The sequence below is a fragment of the Sphingopyxis sp. genome (assembly GCF_051861155.1).
Lineage (GTDB): Bacteria > Pseudomonadota > Alphaproteobacteria > Sphingomonadales > Sphingomonadaceae > Sphingopyxis.
This window is the reverse complement of sequence record NZ_JBHYDE010000001.1, coordinates 509,164-527,037: the sequence shown is the minus strand read 5'-3', so window position 1 is coordinate 527,037 and position 17,874 is coordinate 509,164. Positions and strand designations below refer to the sequence as shown.

Sequence of the window (17,874 nt, the reverse complement as noted above, 5' to 3'; positions counted from 1 at the left end):
TGCCAGCCAGAAGGGGCGGGAAGCGGCAATATGGTTTCGGCGAAAACCTGTCTTATATCCATGCTGGTGGAGAACGGGTCATGGCCGACAACAAGCATTATCAGCTTTTCAGAACCGCCGTCGGCGTCGCGGCCATCGGCTGGCATGACGGCCGTGTCACAACCCTGCGCCTGCCGGCGCCGACCGCGCCCGAAACCGAGCGCGCCCTCTTGCGCCGCCTGCCTGATGCGATGCGCACGGAACAGTCGGCCGACGTACAGGCCGTCATTGATGCGATAGTTCGGTATTTCGCGGGAGAGCCGGTCGATTTTTTCGATGTACGGGTTGATCTGGGTGAACAGCCTCCCTTCTTCGCACGGGTGTACGAGCAGGTGCGCAAGCTCGGCTGGGGCGAGACGACTACCTATGGCGCCATCGCGCATGCGCTTGACGCCGGACCCGAATATGCTCGTGCCGTCGGACAAGCCATGGCGACGAATCCCGTGCCGCTAATCATTCCCTGCCACCGCGTCATGGCTGCGGGCGGCAAAATCGGCGGTTTCTCGGCGCCTGGCGGCTCGCTATCCAAGGTGCGGATGCTCGAACTCGAAGGCGTGACGGCTGGTCCGATGCAGCAGGGGTTCGACTTCTAAGCCGCCACCGCGTCCTCGCTCTGACTCGTCGCCGCCTCGAGAAGGCGTTTTTCCAGCGATTTCACCCGCGCGGCGCTGTCGATCTTGTCGCCGATCAGGTCGGTGACATAAAAGGTGTCGACCGCGCGTTCGCCATAGGTGGCGACATGGGCGCTGTGCACGGTGACCTTCGACTGGAACAGCGCATAGGCGAGTTGGTTGAGCAGCGCGGGGCGGTCCTGCGCGTTGACCTCGATCACCGTGAAGCGGTTCGATGCCTTGTTGTCGACGAACACATTGGGGGCGATGCGGAACGCTTCGGCGCGGGTGCGCGGCAGCGCGCGGGCTTCGAGTTTGGGCAGCAATTTGTGGCGGTTGGCGAGCGCGTCTTCGATCGCGCGGGTCAGCCGGCCGATCTGCCCCGCCTCGGCAAACGGGCGGCCGAGCGGATCCTGGACGAGGAAATTGTCGAGCGCGAGGCCGTCGCGGGTGGTGTGGATGCGCGCGTCGATGATGTTGCCGCCGGCAAGGTGGATGCCCCCGGCGATGCGATAGAACAGCCCGGGATGGTCGGCGGCGAGCACCATCACCAGCGTCGCGCCGCGATCCTGATCGGGCACCGCGGCGATATGCAACGGCGCGCTGCCCGCCTGCTGCATATGGGTGAGGTTGGCGGCGATGACCTCGACCGGCTCGGCGATCCAATAGCTTTCGGGCAGGCGCCTGGCGAGGCGGGCAAAGCCCTTGTCGTCGAGCCCGAGCAGCGCCGCCGCATCGGCCTTTTTGCTCGCGATCCTTTGTTCGCGGCCGCGCTGCTTGTGACCGAGCCGCAGCACTTCCTCGGCGGCGTCGTACAGCTCGGTGAGCAACTGCCGTTTCCAGCTGTTCCACACCCCCGGGCCGACGGCGCGAATATCGACCACCGTCAGCACGAGCAGCAGGCGCAACCGCTCAGGGCTTTGCACCTGGCCGGCAAAATCGAGGATCGTCTTGAAATCGGCGAGGTCGCGCTTGAACGCGGTCGCCGACATCAGCAGATGATAGCGCACCAGCCACGAGACGGTTTCGGTCTCGGCCTCGCTCAGCCCCAGCCGCGGGCAGACACGCAGCGCCAGTTCGGCGCCGAGCACGCTATGGTCGCCGCCGCGCCCCTTGGCGATGTCGTGGAGCAGCACCGCGCAATAAAGAACGCGGCGCGAATGGATCTGACCCATGATCGACGTCGACAGCGGATGGTCGCCCTCGAGCCGGTTCTGTTCGATGTCGGCGAGCAGCCCGATGGCGCGGATCGTATGTTCGTCGACGGTGTAGTGATGATACATGTCGAACTGCATCTGCGCGACGACGCGGCCGAAATCGGGGACGAAGCGGCCGAACACCCCCGCCTCGTTCATCCAGCGCAGCACCGTTTCGGGGTCGCGTGGGGACGTCAGCACATCGAGGAACAGCGCGTTCGCCTTGGCAATGCGGCGCACCCCGCGCGCGTCGATCAGCTTTGCGTCGTGGCGCGCCTGACGCATCGCCTGCGGATGGATTTCGAGGCCATGCTTGTCGGCGAGCGCGAAAATCTCGATCAACCGCACCGGGTCGGCCTGAAAGAAATCGTCGCCGGGTAGCGCGAGGCGGCCGCGGTCAAGGACAAAGCCATTGAGCTTGCCGGGGCGCCGCCGGATCGTCGGCAAAAAACGCCGCCCGCGCGCCGCCATCTGGTCGTCGAGGTGCGCAAGGAAGGTGCCGGTGACGTCGCCGACGCTTTTCGCGTGGAGGAAATAGAGCTGCATGAAGCGTTCGACCGCGCTCTTCCCCGGCCGGTCGGCGAAGTGCATCCGGCGCGCGATTTCGGGCTGGAAGTCGAAGGTCAGCCGATCCTCGGCGCGCCCCGCCAGAATATGGAGGTGGCAGCGGACGGCGAGCAGGAAATTTTCCGCGCGTTCGAATTGCCTGAGCTCGCGGGCGCTGAGCAAGCCCGCATCGACCAGCTCGGGCACGGTGCGGACGCGGTGGATGAACTTGCCGATCCAGAACAGCGTGTGAAGATCACGCAGCCCCCCCTTGCCCTCCTTCACATTGGGTTCGACGACATAGCGCGAATCGCCCATGCGCTTGTGGCGCTCATCGCGTTCGGCGAGCTTTTCGGCGACGAACGCCCGCGCGTTGCCGGCGACGACCTCGGCGTCGAAGCGCGCCGACGCCTGATCGTACAGCGCGCGGTCGCCCCAGATGAAGCGGCCTTCGAGCAGCGCGGTGCGGATGGTGAGGTCGTCCTTCGCGGCGCGCACCATCTCGTCGAGCGAGCGCGACGAATGGCCGACCTTCAGTCCCAGATCCCACAGCGTGTAGAGCTGTGCCTCGATCACCTGTTCGGTCCAGCTCGTCTGTTTGAACGGGGTGAGGAAGCCGATGTCGATGTCGCTGTGCGGCGCCATTTCGCCGCGGCCATAGCCGCCGACCGCGATCAGCGTCAGCCGCTCGCCCGCCGAGCGGTTCGCCGACGGATAGAGATAGCCGATGGTGAAATCATGGCTGAGCCGGATGATCTGGTCGATCAGGAAGGCGGTGGCGTTCGCCGCGACGCGCCCCGCCGACGGACGCGCGAGCAGGCGGCGGTCGATCTCGGCGCGCCCGTCGTCGAGCGCCGCCTTCAAGAGCGCGACCATCGCGCGGCGCCGCGCCGCGGTATCAGGGGTGCCCGCGGCGATGTCGTCGAGCTGGCCCGCCAGCGCGCGGCGATCGATGATCGCGCGGCGCTGGTCGAGATTGTCGAACAGGTCGCTCATGCCTCGTCCGCCAGCAGGCGTTTGAGCTTGTAAAGCGCGTCGAGCGCCTCGCGCGGAGCGAGCGCGTCGGGGTCGATGCTGGCGAGCGCGTCGCGCAGCACATCCTTCGCCGCAGCGGGCGCGGCGGCGAGCGTCGCGGCGAATAGCGGCAGGTCGTCGAGCCCCGCGGCGAGGCCGCCGGTCGCCTCGCGCCCCGCTTCGAGTTTGGCGAGGACCGCCTCGGCGCGCTTGACCACCCCCGCGGGAACCCCCGCGAGGCGCGCGACCGCGAGGCCGTAGCTGCGGTCGGCGGGCCCCTCGGCGAGCTCGTGGAGCAGCACCAGATCGCCCTGCCATTCGCGCGCGCGGACGTGGTGGAGCGACAGCGCGCCCAGCGTTTCGGCAAGCCGGGTGAGTTCGTGATAGTGCGTCGCGAACAGGCAGCGGCAGCGGTTGACCTCGTGCACCGCCTCGACCACCGACCAGGCGAGCGCCAGCCCGTCGTAGGTCGAGGTGCCGCGCCCGACCTCGTCGAGGATGACGAAGCTTTGCTCGGTCGCCTGCGCGAGGATCGCCGCGGTCTCGACCATCTCGACCATGAAGGTCGAGCGCCCGCGCGCCAGATTGTCGCTGGCGCCGACGCGGCTGAACAATTTATCGACGAGGCCAAGCCGCGCCGCGGCGGCGGGGACAAAGCCGCCCGCTTGCGCGAGCACAACGATCAGCGCATTCTGGCGCAGGAAGGTCGATTTGCCGCCCATGTTCGGGCCGGTGACGAGCCACAATCGGTCGGTTTCGGACAGCGCCACATCATTGGGGACGAAGCGCTCGCCCGCTTTCGCCAGCGCCGCCTCGACCACCGGATGGCGCCCGCCGGCGACGTCGAGGCACGGCGTGTCGACAAGGTCGGGGCGGCACCAACCATGGCTCATCGCATGGTCGGCGAGCGCCGCGGCGACATCGATCCGCGCCAGCACGTCGCAGCTCGCGGCGATGGCCTCGCGGCGCGCGACGGCGGCGTCGGTAAGCGATTCGAGATGCGCCGCCTCGGCGGCGACCGCATGCACCCCCGCCTGCGTCACCCGGCTCGCGGCTTCGTGCAGGTCGGCCGAGTTGAAGCGCACGACCCCCGCGAGCGTCTGGCGGTGGGTGAAGCCCGATTCGGGGAGCATCAGCGCGTCGGCGTGCTTCGCGGGCACCTCGACATGATAGCCGAGCACGCCGTTATGGCGGATCTTGAGCGAGGCGATGCCGGTGCGGTCGCGATAGCCCGCTTCGAGCGCGGCGATCGCTTTGCGCCCGTCGCGCGCGGTTTCGCGCAGCGCGTCAAGCGCATGGTCATAGCCCTCGGCGATATAGCCACCCTGCGCCGCATCGACCGGCGGGGTGTCGATCAGCGCGCGGCTGAGTTCGTCGACCAGTGCACCATGGCCGTCGAGCGCGGGGAGCAGGCGCGCGAGCAAGGGCGGCAGGTCGGGACGTCGCGCGAGGCGTTCGCGCAGCAGCCGCGCGCCGCCGAGTGCATCGCGCAACTGCGCGAGGTCGCGCGGCCCGCCGCGACCCGCGACGAGGCGGCCGAGCGCACGCCCGGCGTCGGGGAGCGCGCGCAAGGCGGCGCGCAGTTCGCCGCGCCACAGCGCATCGCGCGCAAGGCCGTCGACCAGGTCGAGCCGGTCGAGGATCACCGCCTTGTCGGTGAGCGGGCTGGCGAGATCGTCGGCGAGCAGCCGCGCCCCTGCGGCGGTGACGGTGCGGTCGATCGTGCCGAGCAGGCTGCCGTCGCGCGTCCCCGCCATGGTGCGGACGAGTTCGAGGCTTTCGCGCGTCGCGGCGTCGATCGCCATGCGCCCCGAGGCGGACACGCGGAGCGGCGGCTGGAGAAAGGTCGGCTGCCCGGTGCCGACATGGTCGAGATAGGCGACAAGCGCGCCCATTGCGGCGATCTCGCCGCGCGAAAAGGCGCCGAAGCCGTCGAGCGTCTGGACGCCGAAAAAGGCTTCGAGGCGTTTCTGCGCCGCGGTGCTCGAAAAATCGCCCGGGGGTCGCCGCACCAGCTGGCGCGCGGTCCATGCCGGTGCCTCGGCGGCGCCCTCGCTGACCAGCAACTCGGACGGCGCGAGCCGCGCCAGTTCGGCATCGACCGCTTCGGGCCGCACCGCGACGACCTCGAACCGTCCGGTCGAAATATCGGCGGCAGCGATCGCCACTTCGCCCTCGCTGCCAACCTCGGCGAGCGCGGCAAGGCGGTTGGCGCTGCGCCCTTCGAGCAGGCTTTCTTCGGTCAGCGTCCCTGCGGTGACGAAGCGGACGATCGCGCGCGCCACCAGCGCCTTCGACCCGCCGCGCGCCTTCGCCTCGGCGGGGGTTTCGACCTGTTCGGCGATCGCGACGCGGTGCCCGGCGCGGATCAGCCGCGCGAGATAGGATTCGGCGGCGTGCACCGGCACCCCGCACATCGGCACCGGCTGCCCATCATGCTCGCCGCGCGCAGTCAGCGCGATGTCGAGCGTCGCCGCCGCAGCCTTCGCATCGTCGAAGAACAGTTCGAAAAAATCACCCATGCGGTAGAACAGCAGGCAGTCGCCCGCCTTATCCTTCAGCGCCCAATATTGCGCCATCATCGGCGTTGCGGCGGGGGCGGCGCTGTTGCTGTTCGCGGGTTTGGGAGCGGCGACGGGCATCGGACCCTGCTTAGTGATTGGGGGCGGCATGGCAAGGTTGAGTGGGGGATGTTTAGTCGGGGGTGGGTAGCAAGCTGCCAAGCCTGCGTATCTCTCCCTCACGGGGAGAGAGGATGAATGGGCTAATCCACAATCGCCGGACAAAGGACGCCCCGACATCATGAACGCCGGATCAAGTCCGGGGTGACAAACGAGCGGGCCGCGCGTCCTTCGGAACCAATGCTTCGCAACATTGCCGGGGTTACAATCGCCGCCCGCGACGTTAGGGAAAGGGCTCGGGCGCGCGTCTGATGAGTTTGGATAGGGGATAGATGATGGACAGCGGCAGCAAGGTGCAGTTTTCGGACCGCGAGGCCCTGCTTTACCATGAATATGGCCGACCCGGCAAAATCGAGATCGTCGCGTCGAAGCCGATGGCGACCCAGCGCGACCTGAGCCTTGCCTATTCGCCCGGCGTTGCGGTGCCGGTGAAGGCGATCGCCGAAGATCCCGCGACGGCTTACGACTATACGATCAAGGGCAATCTGGTCGCCGTGATTTCCAACGGCACCGCGATCCTTGGCCTCGGCAACCTTGGCGCGCTGGCTTCGAAGCCGGTGATGGAGGGCAAGGCGGTGCTGTTCAAGCGCTTCGCCGACGTCGATTCGATCGACCTTGAGGTCGATACCGAAGACCCACAGCGCTTTATCGAGGCGGTCGAGCTGCTCGAACCGAGCTTTGGCGGCATCAACCTGGAAGACATCGCGGCGCCCAATTGCTTCATCATCGAACAGGCGCTGAAGGAAAAGATGAACATCCCGGTGTTCCATGACGACCAGCATGGCACCGCGATCATCACCGCGGCGGGGCTGATCAACGCCTGTTACCTGACCGGCCGCGACCTGGCGACGGTCAAGGTCGTCGTCAACGGCGCCGGCGCCGCCGCGATCGCCTGTACCTCGCTGATCAAATCGATGGGGGTGCGGCACGAAAATGTCATCATGTGCGACCGCAAAGGCACGATTTATCAGGGCCGCACCGAGGGTATGGACCAGTGGAAATCGGCGCATGCGGTGCCGACCGAAGCGCGCGACCTGACCGAGGCGCTGGTCGGCGCCGACGTGTTCCTGGGCCTGTCAGCCGCAGGCGCGCTGAAGCCCGAAATGGTCAAGGACATGGCGCCGGCGCCGATCATCTTTGCGATGGCGAACCCCGACCCCGAAATCTCGCCGCCCGATGCGCGCGCCGCACGCCCTGACGCGATCATCGCGACCGGGCGCTCGGACTATCCGAACCAGGTCAATAATGTGCTGTGCTTCCCCTTCATCTTCCGCGGCGCGCTCGACGTCCACGCGACCGCGATCAACGAGGAAATGAAGATCGCCGCCGCCTATGCCATCGCCGACCTCGCGCGCCAGCAGGTGCCCGAGGAAGTCGCCGCGGCCTACGGCGGCCGTGCGTCGAGCTTTGGCCCCGAATATATCATCCCCTCACCCTTCGACCCGCGATTGATGGAAATCGTCCCCGCCGCGGTGGCGAAGGCAGCGATGGAAACCGGCGTCGCGCAGCGGCCGATCGCCGACCTTGACGAATATCGCACCCGTCTGCGCGCGCGGCTGAACCCGACGACGTCGGTGCTGACGCTCGCCTATGAAGCGGCGCGCGCCAATCCGAAGCGCGTCGTGTTTGCCGAGGGCGAAGAGGAGGTGGTGCTGCGCGCCGCGATCCAGTTCCGCGACGGCGGCTATGGCACCCCGGTGCTGGTCGGGCGCGAAGGGCTGCGCGACAAGCTGAAGGAAATGGGGGTCGCCGATCCCGAAAGTTACGAGGTCCATAACAGCGTCAATTCGCCGCACGTGCCGCAGATGGTCGACATCTTGTACCAGCGGTTGCAGCGGCGCGGCTATTTGCGCCGCGACGTCGAACGGATGGTCAACCGCGACCGCAACATCTTTGGCTCGCTGATGCTCAAGCTGGGGCTGGGCGACGCGATGATTACCGGGGTCACCCGCACCTATTCGCAGACGATGCGCGAGGTCCGCCGGGTGATCGACCATGCCGAGGGCAAGACGCCGTTCGGCATCCATGTGCTGGTCGGGCAGCATCACACGATCTTCATGTCCGACACCACGGTCAACGAGCGGCCGACCGCCGAAATGCTGGCCGACATCGCCGAACGCACCGCGCAGGTGGCGCGGCGAATGGGACATGAACCGCGCGTCGCGTTCCTGTCCTATTCGACCTTCGGCAATCCGCCGGGCAGCTGGCTCGACAATATCCGCGATGCGGTGGCGATCCTCGACCAGCGCAAACCGGGATTCGAATATGAAGGCGAAATGGCGCCCGACGTCGCGCTGAACGAAAAGGTGATGGCGAAATATCCCTTCTGCCGCCTGTCGGGGCCCGCCAATGTGCTGGTGATGCCGGGGCTGCAATCGGCGAACCTGTCGGCGAAGCTGCTGCGCGAACTGGGCGGCGGCGCGGTGATCGGCCCGATGCTGATCGGGATGGAACATCCGGTGCAGGTCGCAACGATGGCATCGCCCGCGTCCGACCTGGTGACGCTGGCGGTGCTGGCCGCGGGCGGGATCGCGCAATGATTTCCGGCTGACGCCGGAAGCGGCACCGGCCCGCTCCCCCTCCCGGCCTCCCATAGGTTACTATCGTTGGGGAGGCCGGGAGGGGGAGCGGGCCGGTGCCGCGCTTCAGTGAAGCTGAAGCAAAGATTTACTGCCCGGTGGGCGCGCCCGCGCCCGGGGCGCCGACCGCGCCGATATTGCCGAAGATATCTTCAAAGAAGCTGCGCTCGCGGCCCAGCGTCGGGGTCTTGTCGCCTTCGGGGCTGATCTTGCTCACCAGTTCCAGCCCGGTGCGATCGACCGCGACGACATTGCCCGCGGGGTCGAAGCGGACGCGCAGCACCTGCTGCCCCACCGGGCGCGGCTTGGCGAAGGCGAGCTGGCGCGTTTCGCGCGACACATAATAATATTCATTGTTGCTGAACTGGCCGACGAAGGTCGGGCGGCCGAGCGTCTTTTCGACCGATTCGCGATTGTCGACGCCCGCGGTGATCGCCTCGGTCAGCAACGGGTCGACGATATAGCCCTGCCGCCCCTTGAGCTGCGCGCAGCCGCTGGTCGCCACCGCGACCACCAGACCAAGGGCGATCAGGCGCGCGCGCGGAGCGGCAAAGGAAAAATTGGAATTCGACATCTATAATCTCCGTTGCGCCTGTCGCGGCCTCACTCGGCGCTCGGCGCTCGCTCTCGCGCCTCTTAACCGCAAGCGGACAGGAGGCACAAGCCGCTTGTGGCGCGGCAAAGCTTGCCACAAGCTGACCGACGCAGCGCGCCGCGCCCCCTTTTCGGCGGCGGCGATTGCGCCTAAGCGGGGCGCATGTTCTCGCTCCGCAACCTCTTTCGCTCCGAGCCCGACCCGCGCGAGGCGCGCCGCCCGCTGTGGAACGCGGTCGTCGCCGCCGCGCGCGCGCCGCACTGGTATGCCCAGGGCTCGGTCCCCGACACGCTCGACGGCCGTTTCGACATGGTCAGCCTGGTTCTGGCGCTCGTCCTCCACCGCATCGACGACGATCCGGCGCAGGCGCGCGCCGGGGTCGAGCTCACCGAATTGTTCGTGACCGACATGGACGGCCAGATGCGCCAGATCGGCTTTGGCGACATGGTGGTCGGCAAGCAGATCGGGCGGATGGTCGGCGCGCTCGGCGGGCGGCTCGGCGTCTATCGCGCCGCCGACGGGTCGGCGGAACTCAGCGCGGCGCTGGTCCGCAATCTGTGGCGCGGCAAGGAACCCGATGCCGCCGGGCTCGCGCACGTCCTGGCCGAGGTGGCGCGGCTGCGCGCGGCGCTGACCGCGACCCCGGTCGCCGAGCTGATCGTCGCCGACCGGCTGGGCGAGGCACCGGCGTGAGTGCGGAACCCGAATTTTCGCTGGTCCTGACGCTGGCCGACGCCGCGCAGGGCCGCGCCATCGCCGTCGAGGCCGATGCGGAGGCTCGCGCCCGGATCGCGCGGCGGCTGGCGCTGGTCGCGGTCGATCATTTTGCCCTCACCGCCGAAATCCGCTCTGTCGCGGGTGGCATCGGCGCGAAAGGCACGGTGAACGCCGCGGTTGTCCAGTCGTGCGCCGCCACCGGCCTGCCGGTTCCGGCGACGCTGAGCGAGCCTTTCGACCTGCGCTTCCTGCGCGACGTCGACGCGCCGGTGGCGGCGGACGAAGAGATCGAGATCGGCAGCGACGACCTCGACCTGCTGCCGCTCGACGGCGACAGCGTCGATCTGGGCGAAGCCGCGGTGCAGACGCTGTCGCTCGCGCTCGACCCATTTCCGCGCTACCCCGACGCCGACCGCATCCTCGCCGAAAAGGGCGTGCTGAGCGAAGACGCCGCCGGGCCGTTCGCGGCGCTGGCAAAGCTGCGCGGGAAACCCGACGCCTAGCGCGCCTCAGGCTCGGCCTGCGGCGCATCTCCCTGCGGCGCATCCTCGACCAGATCGGCGACCGCGGCGTCGAGGCCGGGTTCCTCCTTGGCGGGCGGCGCTTCGGTTGCCGGCTTTTCGGCCGCCGCCGCGGCTTTTTCCTCGCGGCTGGGCGGCAGCGCGCCACCGAGCGCGTTGGCCAATCCCAGCAATTGTTCGCCGATCACCTTATCGACTGCGGGCGCGATGTCGGCGACCTTGAAGCGCATATAGCCGCCGACGACATAGTCGAAGCGCAGCGCGCTGCCGGTCGGGGTGGGCTTGATCTGGATCGTCAACGTGCCGTTCAGCGCCTCGCCCTGCAGCGGGCCGAACGCGCCCGACAGGCGGAGCATCTGCCCCGGTTTTGAAAACAGCACCCGCGCGTGCTGGACGCTGCCGACCCCCGATCCGGTGTCGGGCAATTTTTCGCAGAAGCAGCCGCCAGCCTGCGAATCGAGCCAGAAATTGGCGCCGTCGCCCGACCAGCTATGCTCTTTCGACCACCAGTTCTGCGGCATGCGGAGCATTTTCCACACGTCGGCGGGGGTTGCGGCGACCTGCGCGGTGTGCGCGACGGTGAAACCCGCCTCGCTCTGGTCGACCACCTTGGCCGCCGCCGCGGGCGCGAGTGTCAGCGCAGCGATCAGCGCGGCGCCTGCGAAATAACCGGAAAATGCCATCAGCCTGTTCCCCCTTGGCGCCTCAATAACCGGCGCCGGGGAAGCTGGCTAGCCAGCAGGCGTGAGAACGGCTTCGATCGCGTCGTTGACCTGGTCGATCGGCGCCATGCCATCGACGCGGGTGACGATGCCGCGCGCGTCGTAGATCGGCAGGATCGGCGCGGTCTTGGCGCGATATTCGGCCATGCGGGTGCGCACCGTTTCCTCATTGTCGTCGGGACGGCGTTTGAAATCATGGCCGCCGCACTGGTCGCAGGTGTCCGCCACCTTCGGCAGCTTGTAGCGGTCGTGATAGCCCGCCCCGCAGGTACCGCACGAAAAGCGGCCGGTGATGCGATCGACCAGCGCATCTTCCTCGACCAGCAGTTCGATGACATGGTCGAGCTGGCGGCCGCGGTCGCTCAGGATCGTATCGAGCGCATCGGCCTGCGCCGCGGTGCGCGGATAGCCGTCGAAGATCACCGATGTCTCGGCGCCAAGCTGGTCGAGCCGTTCGCCGATCAGCCCCGATACGATGTCGTCCGACACCAGTTCGCCCGCGTCCATCACCGCCTTGGCCTGCACCCCGATCGGCGTCCCCGCCTTGACCGCGGCGCGCAGCATGTCACCGGTCGACAGCTGGACCATGCCATGCTCGTCTTCCAGGCGCGCCGCCTGCGTTCCCTTGCCCGCCCCCGGCGGGCCCAGCAAAATGATGTTCAGCGTCATGGAAGCCCCTATTGCCTCTGCCCAGTCGCAGTTGCCGTAGCTTGGCGTTTAGCGCCGCGCAACGCCGCCCTTCAATTTGGCCTTTTTGATCAGGTCGCCATATTGATGCGCGAGCATATGGCTCTGGATCTGGCTGATCGTGTCGATCGTCACATTGACGATGATCAGCAGGCTGGTGCCGCCGAGTTGGAACGGCAGCCCCGACTGGGCGATGAAATATTCGGGAACCAGACAGATCGCCGCCAGATAGGCCGCGCCGAGCACGGTGATGCGCGTCAGCACGAAATCGAGATAGGCGGCGGTGTTCTTGCCCGGACGGATGCCGGGAATGAAGCCGTTCTGGCGCTTCAGATTGTCGGCGGTTTCCTCGGGATTGAAGACGACGGCGACGTAGAAGAAGCAGAAGAAGATGATCCCGAACGCATAGAGCGCCATGTACAGCGGCTGGCCATGCGCCAGATACTGGTTGAGCGAGATCAGGAAATCGCCGGTCGCGGTGTCGCCTTGCACATTATTGCCCATCATCTGGGTGACGGTCAGCGGCATCAACAGCAGCGACGAGGCAAAGATCGGCGGGATAACGCCCGCGGTATTGACCTTGAGCGGCAGATGGCTGCGGTCGGCCTGCATCACCCCGCGCTGCGTCGCGCGCTTGGGATATTGGACGAGCACGCGGCGCTGGGCGCGCTCCATGAACGCGATGAAGGCGATGATGACGATCGCGCCGCCAAGCACCGCGACCACCGTGCCGCCGCCCATCGATCCTTCGCGGACCTGGGTGAACATCTGCGCAAAGCTGCGCGGCAGCTGGGCCAGAATGCCCGCCATGATGATCAGCGACACGCCGTTGCCGATGCCGCGGCTGGTGATCTGTTCGCCGAGCCACATCAGGAACAGGGTGCCGCCGACGATGCTGATCACGGCGCCGATGCGGAACATCATGCCCGGATCGACGACCGCGGCGATGCCCTGGCTCGCGCCGAGCGTTTCGAGCCCGACCGCGATGAAATAGCCCTGGATCGCGGTCAGCAGCACGGTGCCGTAACGCGTATATTGGTTGAGCTTCTTGCGCCCGCTTTCGCCCTCTTTCTTGAGCGCGGCGAGGCTGGGCGACAGCGCCGCGGCCAGCTGCACGACGATCGAGGCGGTGATATAGGGCATGACGCCGAGCGCGATGATGCTCATGCGCTCCAGGCTGCCGCCCGAGAAGGTGTTGAAGATGTCGAGGACGCCGCCCGACGCCGCCTGGCTGTACAGCGACGCCAGCGCCACGGGATCGACCCCCGGCAGCGGCACGAACGACAGAAAGCGGAAGACGATCAGCGCGCCGATCGTGAACCAGATGCGGTTCTTGAGTTCGGTCGCCTTGCCGAATTTCGAGAAGTTCAGGTTGGAAGCAAGCTGGTCGGCGCGAGAGGCCATGGTATTCTTTCCTCGGGTTCCGGACCGCGCCCCCCGCGACCCGGCGCCTATGTGCGTTCGGAGGTCACGAAGCGCAAGGGGAAAGGCCCGATTCAAATGCAGCGGGGGCGGATCGGCCCGATGCCGTCCGCCCCCGAGGCATTAGTTCTTCTTGGCGGTCGCTGCGGCCTTGCGCGTGGCCTTCTTGCCGTCGCCCTCGGGCTTGGCTTCGGGCAGTTCGACCTTGCCGCCGGCCTTTTCGACCGCCTCGATCGCGCCCTTTGACGCGCCGGCCACGGCAAAATTCAGCTTGGCGGTATATTCACCCTTGGCGAGGAGGCGGACGCCGTCCTTGCCGCCGCGGGCAACGCCAGCGGCCTTGAGTGCGGCGTGATCGATCACCGCCTTGGCATCGAGCTTTTTCGCATCGACCAGCTTCTGGATCATGCCCAGATTGACGATCGCGAAATCCTTGGCGAAGATATTGTTGAAGCCGCGCTTCGGGATCCGCATGTGGAGCGGCATCTGGCCGCCTTCAAAACCGTTGATCGCGACGCCGCTGCGGGCCTTCTGGCCCTTCTGGCCGCGGCCGGCGGTCTTGCCCTTGCCCGAACCGATGCCGCGTCCGACGCGCATGCGGCCCTTGCGGGCACCGTTGTTGTCACGCAGTTCGTTAAGTTTGATCGTCATGGTGCACTCGCTTTCGCTTTTGTCGCGCTGATAGAAAAGGGCCGGGTCGCGAGGGGCTTAGCCCTCGACGACTTCGACCATGTGCGGCAGCTTGCGGATCATGCCGCGCACTTCGGGGGTGTCGACCAGTTCGACCTCGCGGTGCATCTTGCCCAGGCCAAGCCCGGTCAGGATGGCGCGCTGGCCCTTGGGACGACGGATCGGCGAACCGATCTGGCGGATCTTGATCTTCTTGTCGGCCATGATCTTACTCCGTCACCGCTGCCGCTTCGGCTTCGGCTGCACGGTCGGATGCACCGCCGCGCTTGATCAGATCCGACACCTTCTTGCCGCGACGCTGCGCGACCGACTTGGGGCTGGTCTGTTCGCCGAGCGCCTCAAAGGTCGCGCGGATCATGTTATAGGGGTTCGAGGTGCCGTTCGACTTGGTCACAACGTCAGCCACGCCCAGCGATTCGAACACGGCGCGCATCGGGCCACCGGCGATGATGCCGGTACCGGCGGGTGCCGACCGGACGGTGACCAGACCGGCGCCGAAATGGCCGCGGCCATCATGGTGCAGAGTGCGGCCATCGCGCAGCGGCACGCGGATCATCGACTTCTTGGCCGCCGCGGTTGCCTTCGAAATGGCTTCGGGCACTTCGCGCGCCTTGCCATGACCGAAGCCGGCACGACCCTTGCCGTCGCCAACGACGACGAGCGCGGCAAAACCGAAGCGCTTGCCGCCCTTCACGGTCTTCGAGACGCGGTTGATGTGGACGAGCTTTTCGATCAGCTCTTCGCCGCCATCCTCGTCACGCGGACGACGATCGTCGCGGCGGCCACGGCCACCGTCACGACCGCCACGACCGGCACCGCCATCGCGGCCGCCGCCACGGCCGCGGCGCGGGGCCTGGCCTTCGGTGGTCGCTTCCGCAGCGCCTTCGACGTTCTGTACTTCGTCAGCCATATTAGAACTCCAATCCGCCTTCGCGAGCCGCGTCGGCCAGCGCCTTGATGCGCCCGTGGAACAGGAAACCGCCGCGGTCGAACACGACCTGCGTCACACCCGCCTTTTTCGCGGCAGCGGCGAGGCGCTTGCCAACGTCGGCAGCCGCCGCGGTGGTCGCGCCGGTCTTGCCGCGGACATCCTTGTCCAGCGTCGAGGCCGCAGCCAGCGTCTGGCCGGCGGCATCGTCGATAAGCTGGGCATAGATATGCCGGCCCGAACGGTGCACCGACAGGCGCGCGCGCCCACCAGCCCGCTTGCGGAGGGCAGTACGAACGCGCTGGCGGCGTTTTTCGAATGGGGTAAGATGTGCCATGGCTTACTTCTTCTTGCCTTCTTTGCGGAAGATGTACTCGCCGCGATATTTGATGCCCTTGCCCTTATAGGGCTCCGGCTTGCGCCAGCGACGGATTTCCGCCGCGACCTGGCCGACCTGCTGCTTGTCGATACCGCTGATCTCGATCGTCGTGTTGTCCGGCGTCTTGATCTCGATACCTTCGGGCACCGCGAAATCGACATCGTGGCTGTAGCCGAGCTGCAGCTTCAGATTCTTGCCCTGGGCGTTGGCGCGATAGCCGACACCGGTGATTTCGAGCACCTTGGTAAAGCCCTCGGTGACGCCGGTGATCAGGTTCTGCACCAGCGTGCGCTGCATGCCCCAAAAGGCACGCGCTTCGCGGGTCGTGTTCGCGGGCTGGACCGAGATGCTGCCTTCGGCGACTTCATAGGTGATGAGGTCGGAAAGCGGCATCGCGAGCGTGCCCTTCGGTCCCTTGACCGACAGCTGGCCGTCGTCGATCGCGGCGGTGACGCCGCCGGGGATCGCTACTGCCTTTTTACCAATGCGCGACATCAGAACACCTCCGCCAGCACTTCGCCGCCGACATTATGCTCGCGGGCTTCGGCGTCCGACAGAACGCCGCGCGGGGTCGACACGATGGTGATGCCCAGGCCGTTGCGCACGATCGGCAGGTCTTTCGACCCCGAATAGATGCGGCGGCCCGGCTTCGAAACGCGCGCCACGTGGCGGATCGCCGGCTGGCCTTCGAAATATTTCAGCTCGATGCGGATGCCCTTGTGCTGGCCCTTGGCACCCAGCGCTTCTTCGCTGTAGCCGCGGATATAGCCTTCGCGCTGGAGGACATCGAGAACGCGGACGCGCAGGGTCGAAGCCGGCGTCAGGACGCTGTCCTTCTTCGCCGTCTGGCCGTTGCGGATGCGGGTGAGCATATCACCCAAAGGATCGGTCATTGCCATCTTGTCTGTCCCTTACCAGCTCGACTTTACAACACCGGGGATCAGGCCCTTGTTGGCCAGATCGCGGAGCTGAATACGGCACAGCCGGAATTTGCGATAATAAGCGCGCGGGCGCCCGGTCAGCTCGCACCGGTTACGGATGCGGGTCGGGTTACCATTGCGCGGGATTTCCGCCATCTTGAGGCGCGCGATCAGACGCTCGCCTTCGTCGAGCGAGGTGTCCGCAGCAATCGCCTTCAGCTTCGCGTAACGGCCGGCATATTTCTTCACCAGCTGCTTGCGACGCTCATTCTTGTTCGTCGAACTCAGTTTCGCCATGACTTAAGTTCTCTTTCCTTCTTGAAAGAGCCACTCTGATCCCAAAGGGTTCAGGCGGCTGCCTTTTCTTCGGCGACGATCGGGAAGGGGAAGCCGAACAGCTTGAGCAGTTCGCGGGCTTCGTCATCCGTGCGCGCCGTGGTGGTCACGATCACATCCATGCCACGCACCTGGTCGATGCGGTCATAGTTGATCTCGGGGAAAATGATCTGCTCTTTCAGGCCCATGGCATAATTGCCGCGGCCGTCGAAGCTGGTCGCCGACACGCCGCGAAAGTCGCGGATGCGCGGCATTGCAATGGTGATCAGCCGGTCGAGAAATTCGTACATGCGTTCGCGGCGCAAGGTCACCTTGCAGCCGATCGGCATGCCTTCGCGCAGCTTGAACTGCGCGATCGACTTCTTCGCCTTGGTCACGACAGGCTTCTGGCCCGCGATCAGCTCCATTTCAGCAGCTGCCGCTTCGACCTTCTTCTTGTCCTGCGTGGCTTCGCCGACGCCCATGTTGAGCACGATCTTTTCGATCTTCGGCACTTCCATCGCATTTTTGTAACCGAACTTCTCGGTCATCGCCTTGACGATCACTTCGTCGTAACGCGTCCGCATGCGCGGGGTGTAATTATCAGCCACTGATGGTCTCCCCGGACTTCACGGCGACACGCACCTTCTTGCCGTCCTTGGTTTCGAAACGAACGCGCGTCGGCTTGCCGCTCTTGGGGTCGGCAATCGCCACCTTGCTTGCGTGCAGCGGCGCTTCCTTGCGTTCCAGGCCACCCTGCGGGTTGGTCTGGCTCGGCTTGCGGTGCCGCGTGATGATGTTGACGCCCGCAACGACGACCTTGCCGTCTTTCGGCAGGCTCTGCGTCACTTCGCCGGTCTTGCCCTTGTCCTTGCCGGACAGGATGACAACCGTGTCGCCCTTCTTGATCTTGTTGGCCATGGTCAGAGAACCTCCGGTGCCAGGCTGATGATCTTCATATAGCCGCGGCCGCGCAGTTCGCGGACGACGGGGCCGAAGATACGGGTGCCGATCGGCTCCTCGTTCTTGTTGACGAGCACGGCGGCGTTGCTGTCGAAACGGATCACCGAGCCATCGGCACGGCGCACGTCCTTGGCGGTGCGGACGATGACGGCGCGATGCACGTCACCCTTCTTCACCTTGCCGCGCGGCTGGGCTTCCTTGATCGACACGACGATCACGTCGCCGACGCCGGCGGTGCGACGCTTCGACCCGCCGAGCACCTTGATGCACTGGACGCGCTTGGCACCGCTGTTGTCAGCGACTTCCAATTGTGACTGCATCTGAATCATCGATGCATTTCCTTCTGTTT

General features: G+C 66.3%; 20 protein-coding genes. 4 read left to right on the top strand and 16 right to left on the bottom strand.

The features are described from left to right. Window positions 1-80 precede the first annotated feature (80 nt). Window positions 81-632 (top strand): methylated-DNA--[protein]-cysteine S-methyltransferase, encoded by a 552-nt coding sequence (locus ACTIFP_RS02605; RefSeq protein WP_439567147.1) that lies wholly within the window; start codon window positions 81-83, stop codon window positions 630-632. Here the strand turns inward: ACTIFP_RS02605 and ACTIFP_RS02600 are convergent. Together ACTIFP_RS02600 and mutS are read right to left on the bottom strand one after the other, a co-directional pair. Next, entirely contained in the window at window positions 629-3,388 is a 2,760-nt protein-coding gene (locus tag ACTIFP_RS02600) for a [protein-PII] uridylyltransferase (protein ID WP_439567146.1), read from the bottom strand. The two genes, ACTIFP_RS02605 and ACTIFP_RS02600, sit on opposite strands and share 4 nt — an antisense overlap. Beyond that, window positions 3,385-6,048 carry a DNA mismatch repair protein MutS gene (mutS, locus tag ACTIFP_RS02595; protein ID WP_439567145.1) on the bottom strand — a complete coding sequence of 888 codons (2,664 nt, stop codon included), beginning with the start codon at window positions 6,046-6,048 and terminating at the stop codon, window positions 3,385-3,387. The genes ACTIFP_RS02600 and mutS overlap by 4 nt, the downstream gene beginning before the upstream one ends. A 314-nt stretch (window positions 6,049-6,362) precedes the next feature. Between mutS and ACTIFP_RS02590 the strand changes: the two genes are divergently transcribed. Then, window positions 6,363-8,627 (top strand): NADP-dependent malic enzyme, encoded by a 2,265-nt coding sequence (locus ACTIFP_RS02590; protein ID WP_439567144.1) that lies wholly within the window; start codon window positions 6,363-6,365, stop codon window positions 8,625-8,627. 127 nt (window positions 8,628-8,754) lie between these two features. Here ACTIFP_RS02590 and ACTIFP_RS02585 read toward each other — a convergent pair whose 3' ends face one another. After that, entirely contained in the window at window positions 8,755-9,240 is a 486-nt protein-coding gene (locus tag ACTIFP_RS02585) for an outer membrane protein assembly factor BamE (RefSeq protein WP_439567143.1), read from the bottom strand. Window positions 9,241-9,423: 183 nt separating this feature from the next. On the opposite strand from ACTIFP_RS02585, the gene ACTIFP_RS02580 reads away from it, so the two are divergent. Both ACTIFP_RS02580 and ACTIFP_RS02575 read left to right on the top strand, forming a co-directional pair. Beyond that, window positions 9,424-9,954 (top strand): ubiquinol-cytochrome C chaperone family protein, encoded by a 531-nt coding sequence (locus ACTIFP_RS02580; protein ID WP_439567142.1) that lies wholly within the window; start codon window positions 9,424-9,426, stop codon window positions 9,952-9,954. Continuing rightward, window positions 9,951-10,481, top strand: a complete 531-nt coding sequence (locus ACTIFP_RS02575) for a YceD family protein (protein WP_439567141.1) — start codon at window positions 9,951-9,953, stop codon at window positions 10,479-10,481. The genes ACTIFP_RS02580 and ACTIFP_RS02575 overlap by 4 nt, the downstream gene beginning before the upstream one ends. Here ACTIFP_RS02575 and ACTIFP_RS02570 read toward each other — a convergent pair. The 13 genes from ACTIFP_RS02570 to rplN all read right to left on the bottom strand — a co-directional run bounded on the left by ACTIFP_RS02570 (window position 10,478) and on the right by rplN (window position 17,854). Continuing rightward, window positions 10,478-11,182, bottom strand: coding sequence for a hypothetical protein (locus ACTIFP_RS02570; protein WP_439567140.1), 705 nt, complete (start codon window positions 11,180-11,182; stop codon window positions 10,478-10,480). The two genes, ACTIFP_RS02575 and ACTIFP_RS02570, sit on opposite strands and share 4 nt — an antisense overlap. Before the next feature lie 48 nt (window positions 11,183-11,230). Further along, window positions 11,231-11,890: an adenylate kinase gene (locus ACTIFP_RS02565; RefSeq protein WP_439567139.1), complete on the bottom strand. Its 660-nt coding sequence runs from the start codon at window positions 11,888-11,890 to the stop codon at window positions 11,231-11,233. A 48-nt stretch (window positions 11,891-11,938) separates the two neighbouring features. After that, window positions 11,939-13,312, bottom strand: coding sequence for a preprotein translocase subunit SecY (secY, locus tag ACTIFP_RS02560; RefSeq protein ID WP_439567138.1), 1,374 nt, complete (start codon window positions 13,310-13,312; stop codon window positions 11,939-11,941). A gap of 141 nt (window positions 13,313-13,453) precedes the next feature. Beyond that, entirely contained in the window at window positions 13,454-13,981 is a 528-nt protein-coding gene (rplO, locus tag ACTIFP_RS02555) for a 50S ribosomal protein L15 (RefSeq protein WP_439567137.1), read from the bottom strand. Window positions 13,982-14,038: 57 nt separating this feature from the next. Further along, window positions 14,039-14,224, bottom strand: a complete 186-nt coding sequence (rpmD, locus tag ACTIFP_RS02550; RefSeq protein ID WP_120217707.1) for a 50S ribosomal protein L30 — start codon at window positions 14,222-14,224, stop codon at window positions 14,039-14,041. A gap of 4 nt (window positions 14,225-14,228) precedes the next feature. After that, entirely contained in the window at window positions 14,229-14,930 is a 702-nt protein-coding gene (rpsE, locus tag ACTIFP_RS02545) for a 30S ribosomal protein S5 (RefSeq protein WP_439567136.1), read from the bottom strand. Between the two features lies 1 nt (window position 14,931). Then, on the bottom strand, window positions 14,932-15,285 hold the full coding sequence (rplR, locus tag ACTIFP_RS02540) for a 50S ribosomal protein L18 (protein ID WP_120217705.1): 354 nt from the start codon (window positions 15,283-15,285) through the stop codon (window positions 14,932-14,934). Between the two features lie 3 nt (window positions 15,286-15,288). Further along, complete coding sequence (rplF, locus tag ACTIFP_RS02535; RefSeq protein WP_439567135.1) at window positions 15,289-15,822, bottom strand: 50S ribosomal protein L6; 534 nt, start codon at window positions 15,820-15,822, stop codon at window positions 15,289-15,291. Then, a complete protein-coding gene (gene rpsH, locus ACTIFP_RS02530) occupies window positions 15,822-16,226 on the bottom strand; it encodes a 30S ribosomal protein S8 (protein WP_439567134.1) in 405 nt (134 codons plus the stop codon). The genes rplF and rpsH overlap by 1 nt, the downstream gene beginning before the upstream one ends. A 12-nt stretch (window positions 16,227-16,238) precedes the next feature. Continuing rightward, a complete protein-coding gene (rpsN, locus tag ACTIFP_RS02525) occupies window positions 16,239-16,544 on the bottom strand; it encodes a 30S ribosomal protein S14 (RefSeq protein WP_088439825.1) in 306 nt (101 codons plus the stop codon). A gap of 50 nt (window positions 16,545-16,594) precedes the next feature. Next, window positions 16,595-17,173 (bottom strand): 50S ribosomal protein L5, encoded by a 579-nt coding sequence (gene rplE / locus ACTIFP_RS02520; protein WP_439567133.1) that lies wholly within the window; start codon window positions 17,171-17,173, stop codon window positions 16,595-16,597. Beyond that, window positions 17,166-17,483 (bottom strand): 50S ribosomal protein L24, encoded by a 318-nt coding sequence (gene rplX / locus ACTIFP_RS02515; protein WP_439567132.1) that lies wholly within the window; start codon window positions 17,481-17,483, stop codon window positions 17,166-17,168. The genes rplE and rplX overlap by 8 nt, the downstream gene beginning before the upstream one ends. Window positions 17,484-17,485: 2 nt before the next feature. Continuing rightward, window positions 17,486-17,854, bottom strand: coding sequence for a 50S ribosomal protein L14 (rplN, locus tag ACTIFP_RS02510; RefSeq protein ID WP_011543078.1), 369 nt, complete (start codon window positions 17,852-17,854; stop codon window positions 17,486-17,488). Window positions 17,855-17,874: the final 20 nt, after the last annotated feature.

Coding starts and splice junctions, on each gene's coding strand:
- ACTIFP_RS02605 (WP_439567147.1), top strand. CDS start 81: ATGGCCGACAACAAGCATTATCAGCTTTTCAGAACCGCCGTCGGCGTC.
- ACTIFP_RS02600 (WP_439567146.1), bottom strand. CDS start 3,388: ATGAGCGACCTGTTCGACAATCTCGACCAGCGCCGCGCGATCATCGAT.
- mutS (WP_439567145.1), bottom strand. CDS start 6,048: ATGCCCGTCGCCGCTCCCAAACCCGCGAACAGCAACAGCGCCGCCCCC.
- ACTIFP_RS02590 (WP_439567144.1), top strand. CDS start 6,363: ATGGACAGCGGCAGCAAGGTGCAGTTTTCGGACCGCGAGGCCCTGCTT.
- ACTIFP_RS02585 (WP_439567143.1), bottom strand. CDS start 9,240: ATGTCGAATTCCAATTTTTCCTTTGCCGCTCCGCGCGCGCGCCTGATC.
- ACTIFP_RS02580 (WP_439567142.1), top strand. CDS start 9,424: ATGTTCTCGCTCCGCAACCTCTTTCGCTCCGAGCCCGACCCGCGCGAG.
- ACTIFP_RS02570 (WP_439567140.1), bottom strand. CDS start 11,182: ATGGCATTTTCCGGTTATTTCGCAGGCGCCGCGCTGATCGCTGCGCTG.
- ACTIFP_RS02565 (WP_439567139.1), bottom strand. CDS start 11,890: ATGACGCTGAACATCATTTTGCTGGGCCCGCCGGGGGCGGGCAAGGGA.
- secY (WP_439567138.1), bottom strand. CDS start 13,312: ATGGCCTCTCGCGCCGACCAGCTTGCTTCCAACCTGAACTTCTCGAAA.
- rplO (WP_439567137.1), bottom strand. CDS start 13,981: ATGACGATCAAACTTAACGAACTGCGTGACAACAACGGTGCCCGCAAG.
- rpmD (WP_120217707.1), bottom strand. CDS start 14,224: ATGGCCGACAAGAAGATCAAGATCCGCCAGATCGGTTCGCCGATCCGT.
- rpsE (WP_439567136.1), bottom strand. CDS start 14,930: ATGGCTGACGAAGTACAGAACGTCGAAGGCGCTGCGGAAGCGACCACC.
- rplR (WP_120217705.1), bottom strand. CDS start 15,285: ATGGCACATCTTACCCCATTCGAAAAACGCCGCCAGCGCGTTCGTACT.
- rplF (WP_439567135.1), bottom strand. CDS start 15,822: ATGTCGCGCATTGGTAAAAAGGCAGTAGCGATCCCCGGCGGCGTCACC.
- rpsH (WP_439567134.1), bottom strand. CDS start 16,226: ATGGCAATGACCGATCCTTTGGGTGATATGCTCACCCGCATCCGCAAC.
- rpsN (WP_088439825.1), bottom strand. CDS start 16,544: ATGGCGAAACTGAGTTCGACGAACAAGAATGAGCGTCGCAAGCAGCTG.
- rplX (WP_439567132.1), bottom strand. CDS start 17,483: ATGGCCAACAAGATCAAGAAGGGCGACACGGTTGTCATCCTGTCCGGC.
- rplN (WP_011543078.1), bottom strand. CDS start 17,854: ATGATTCAGATGCAGTCACAATTGGAAGTCGCTGACAACAGCGGTGCC.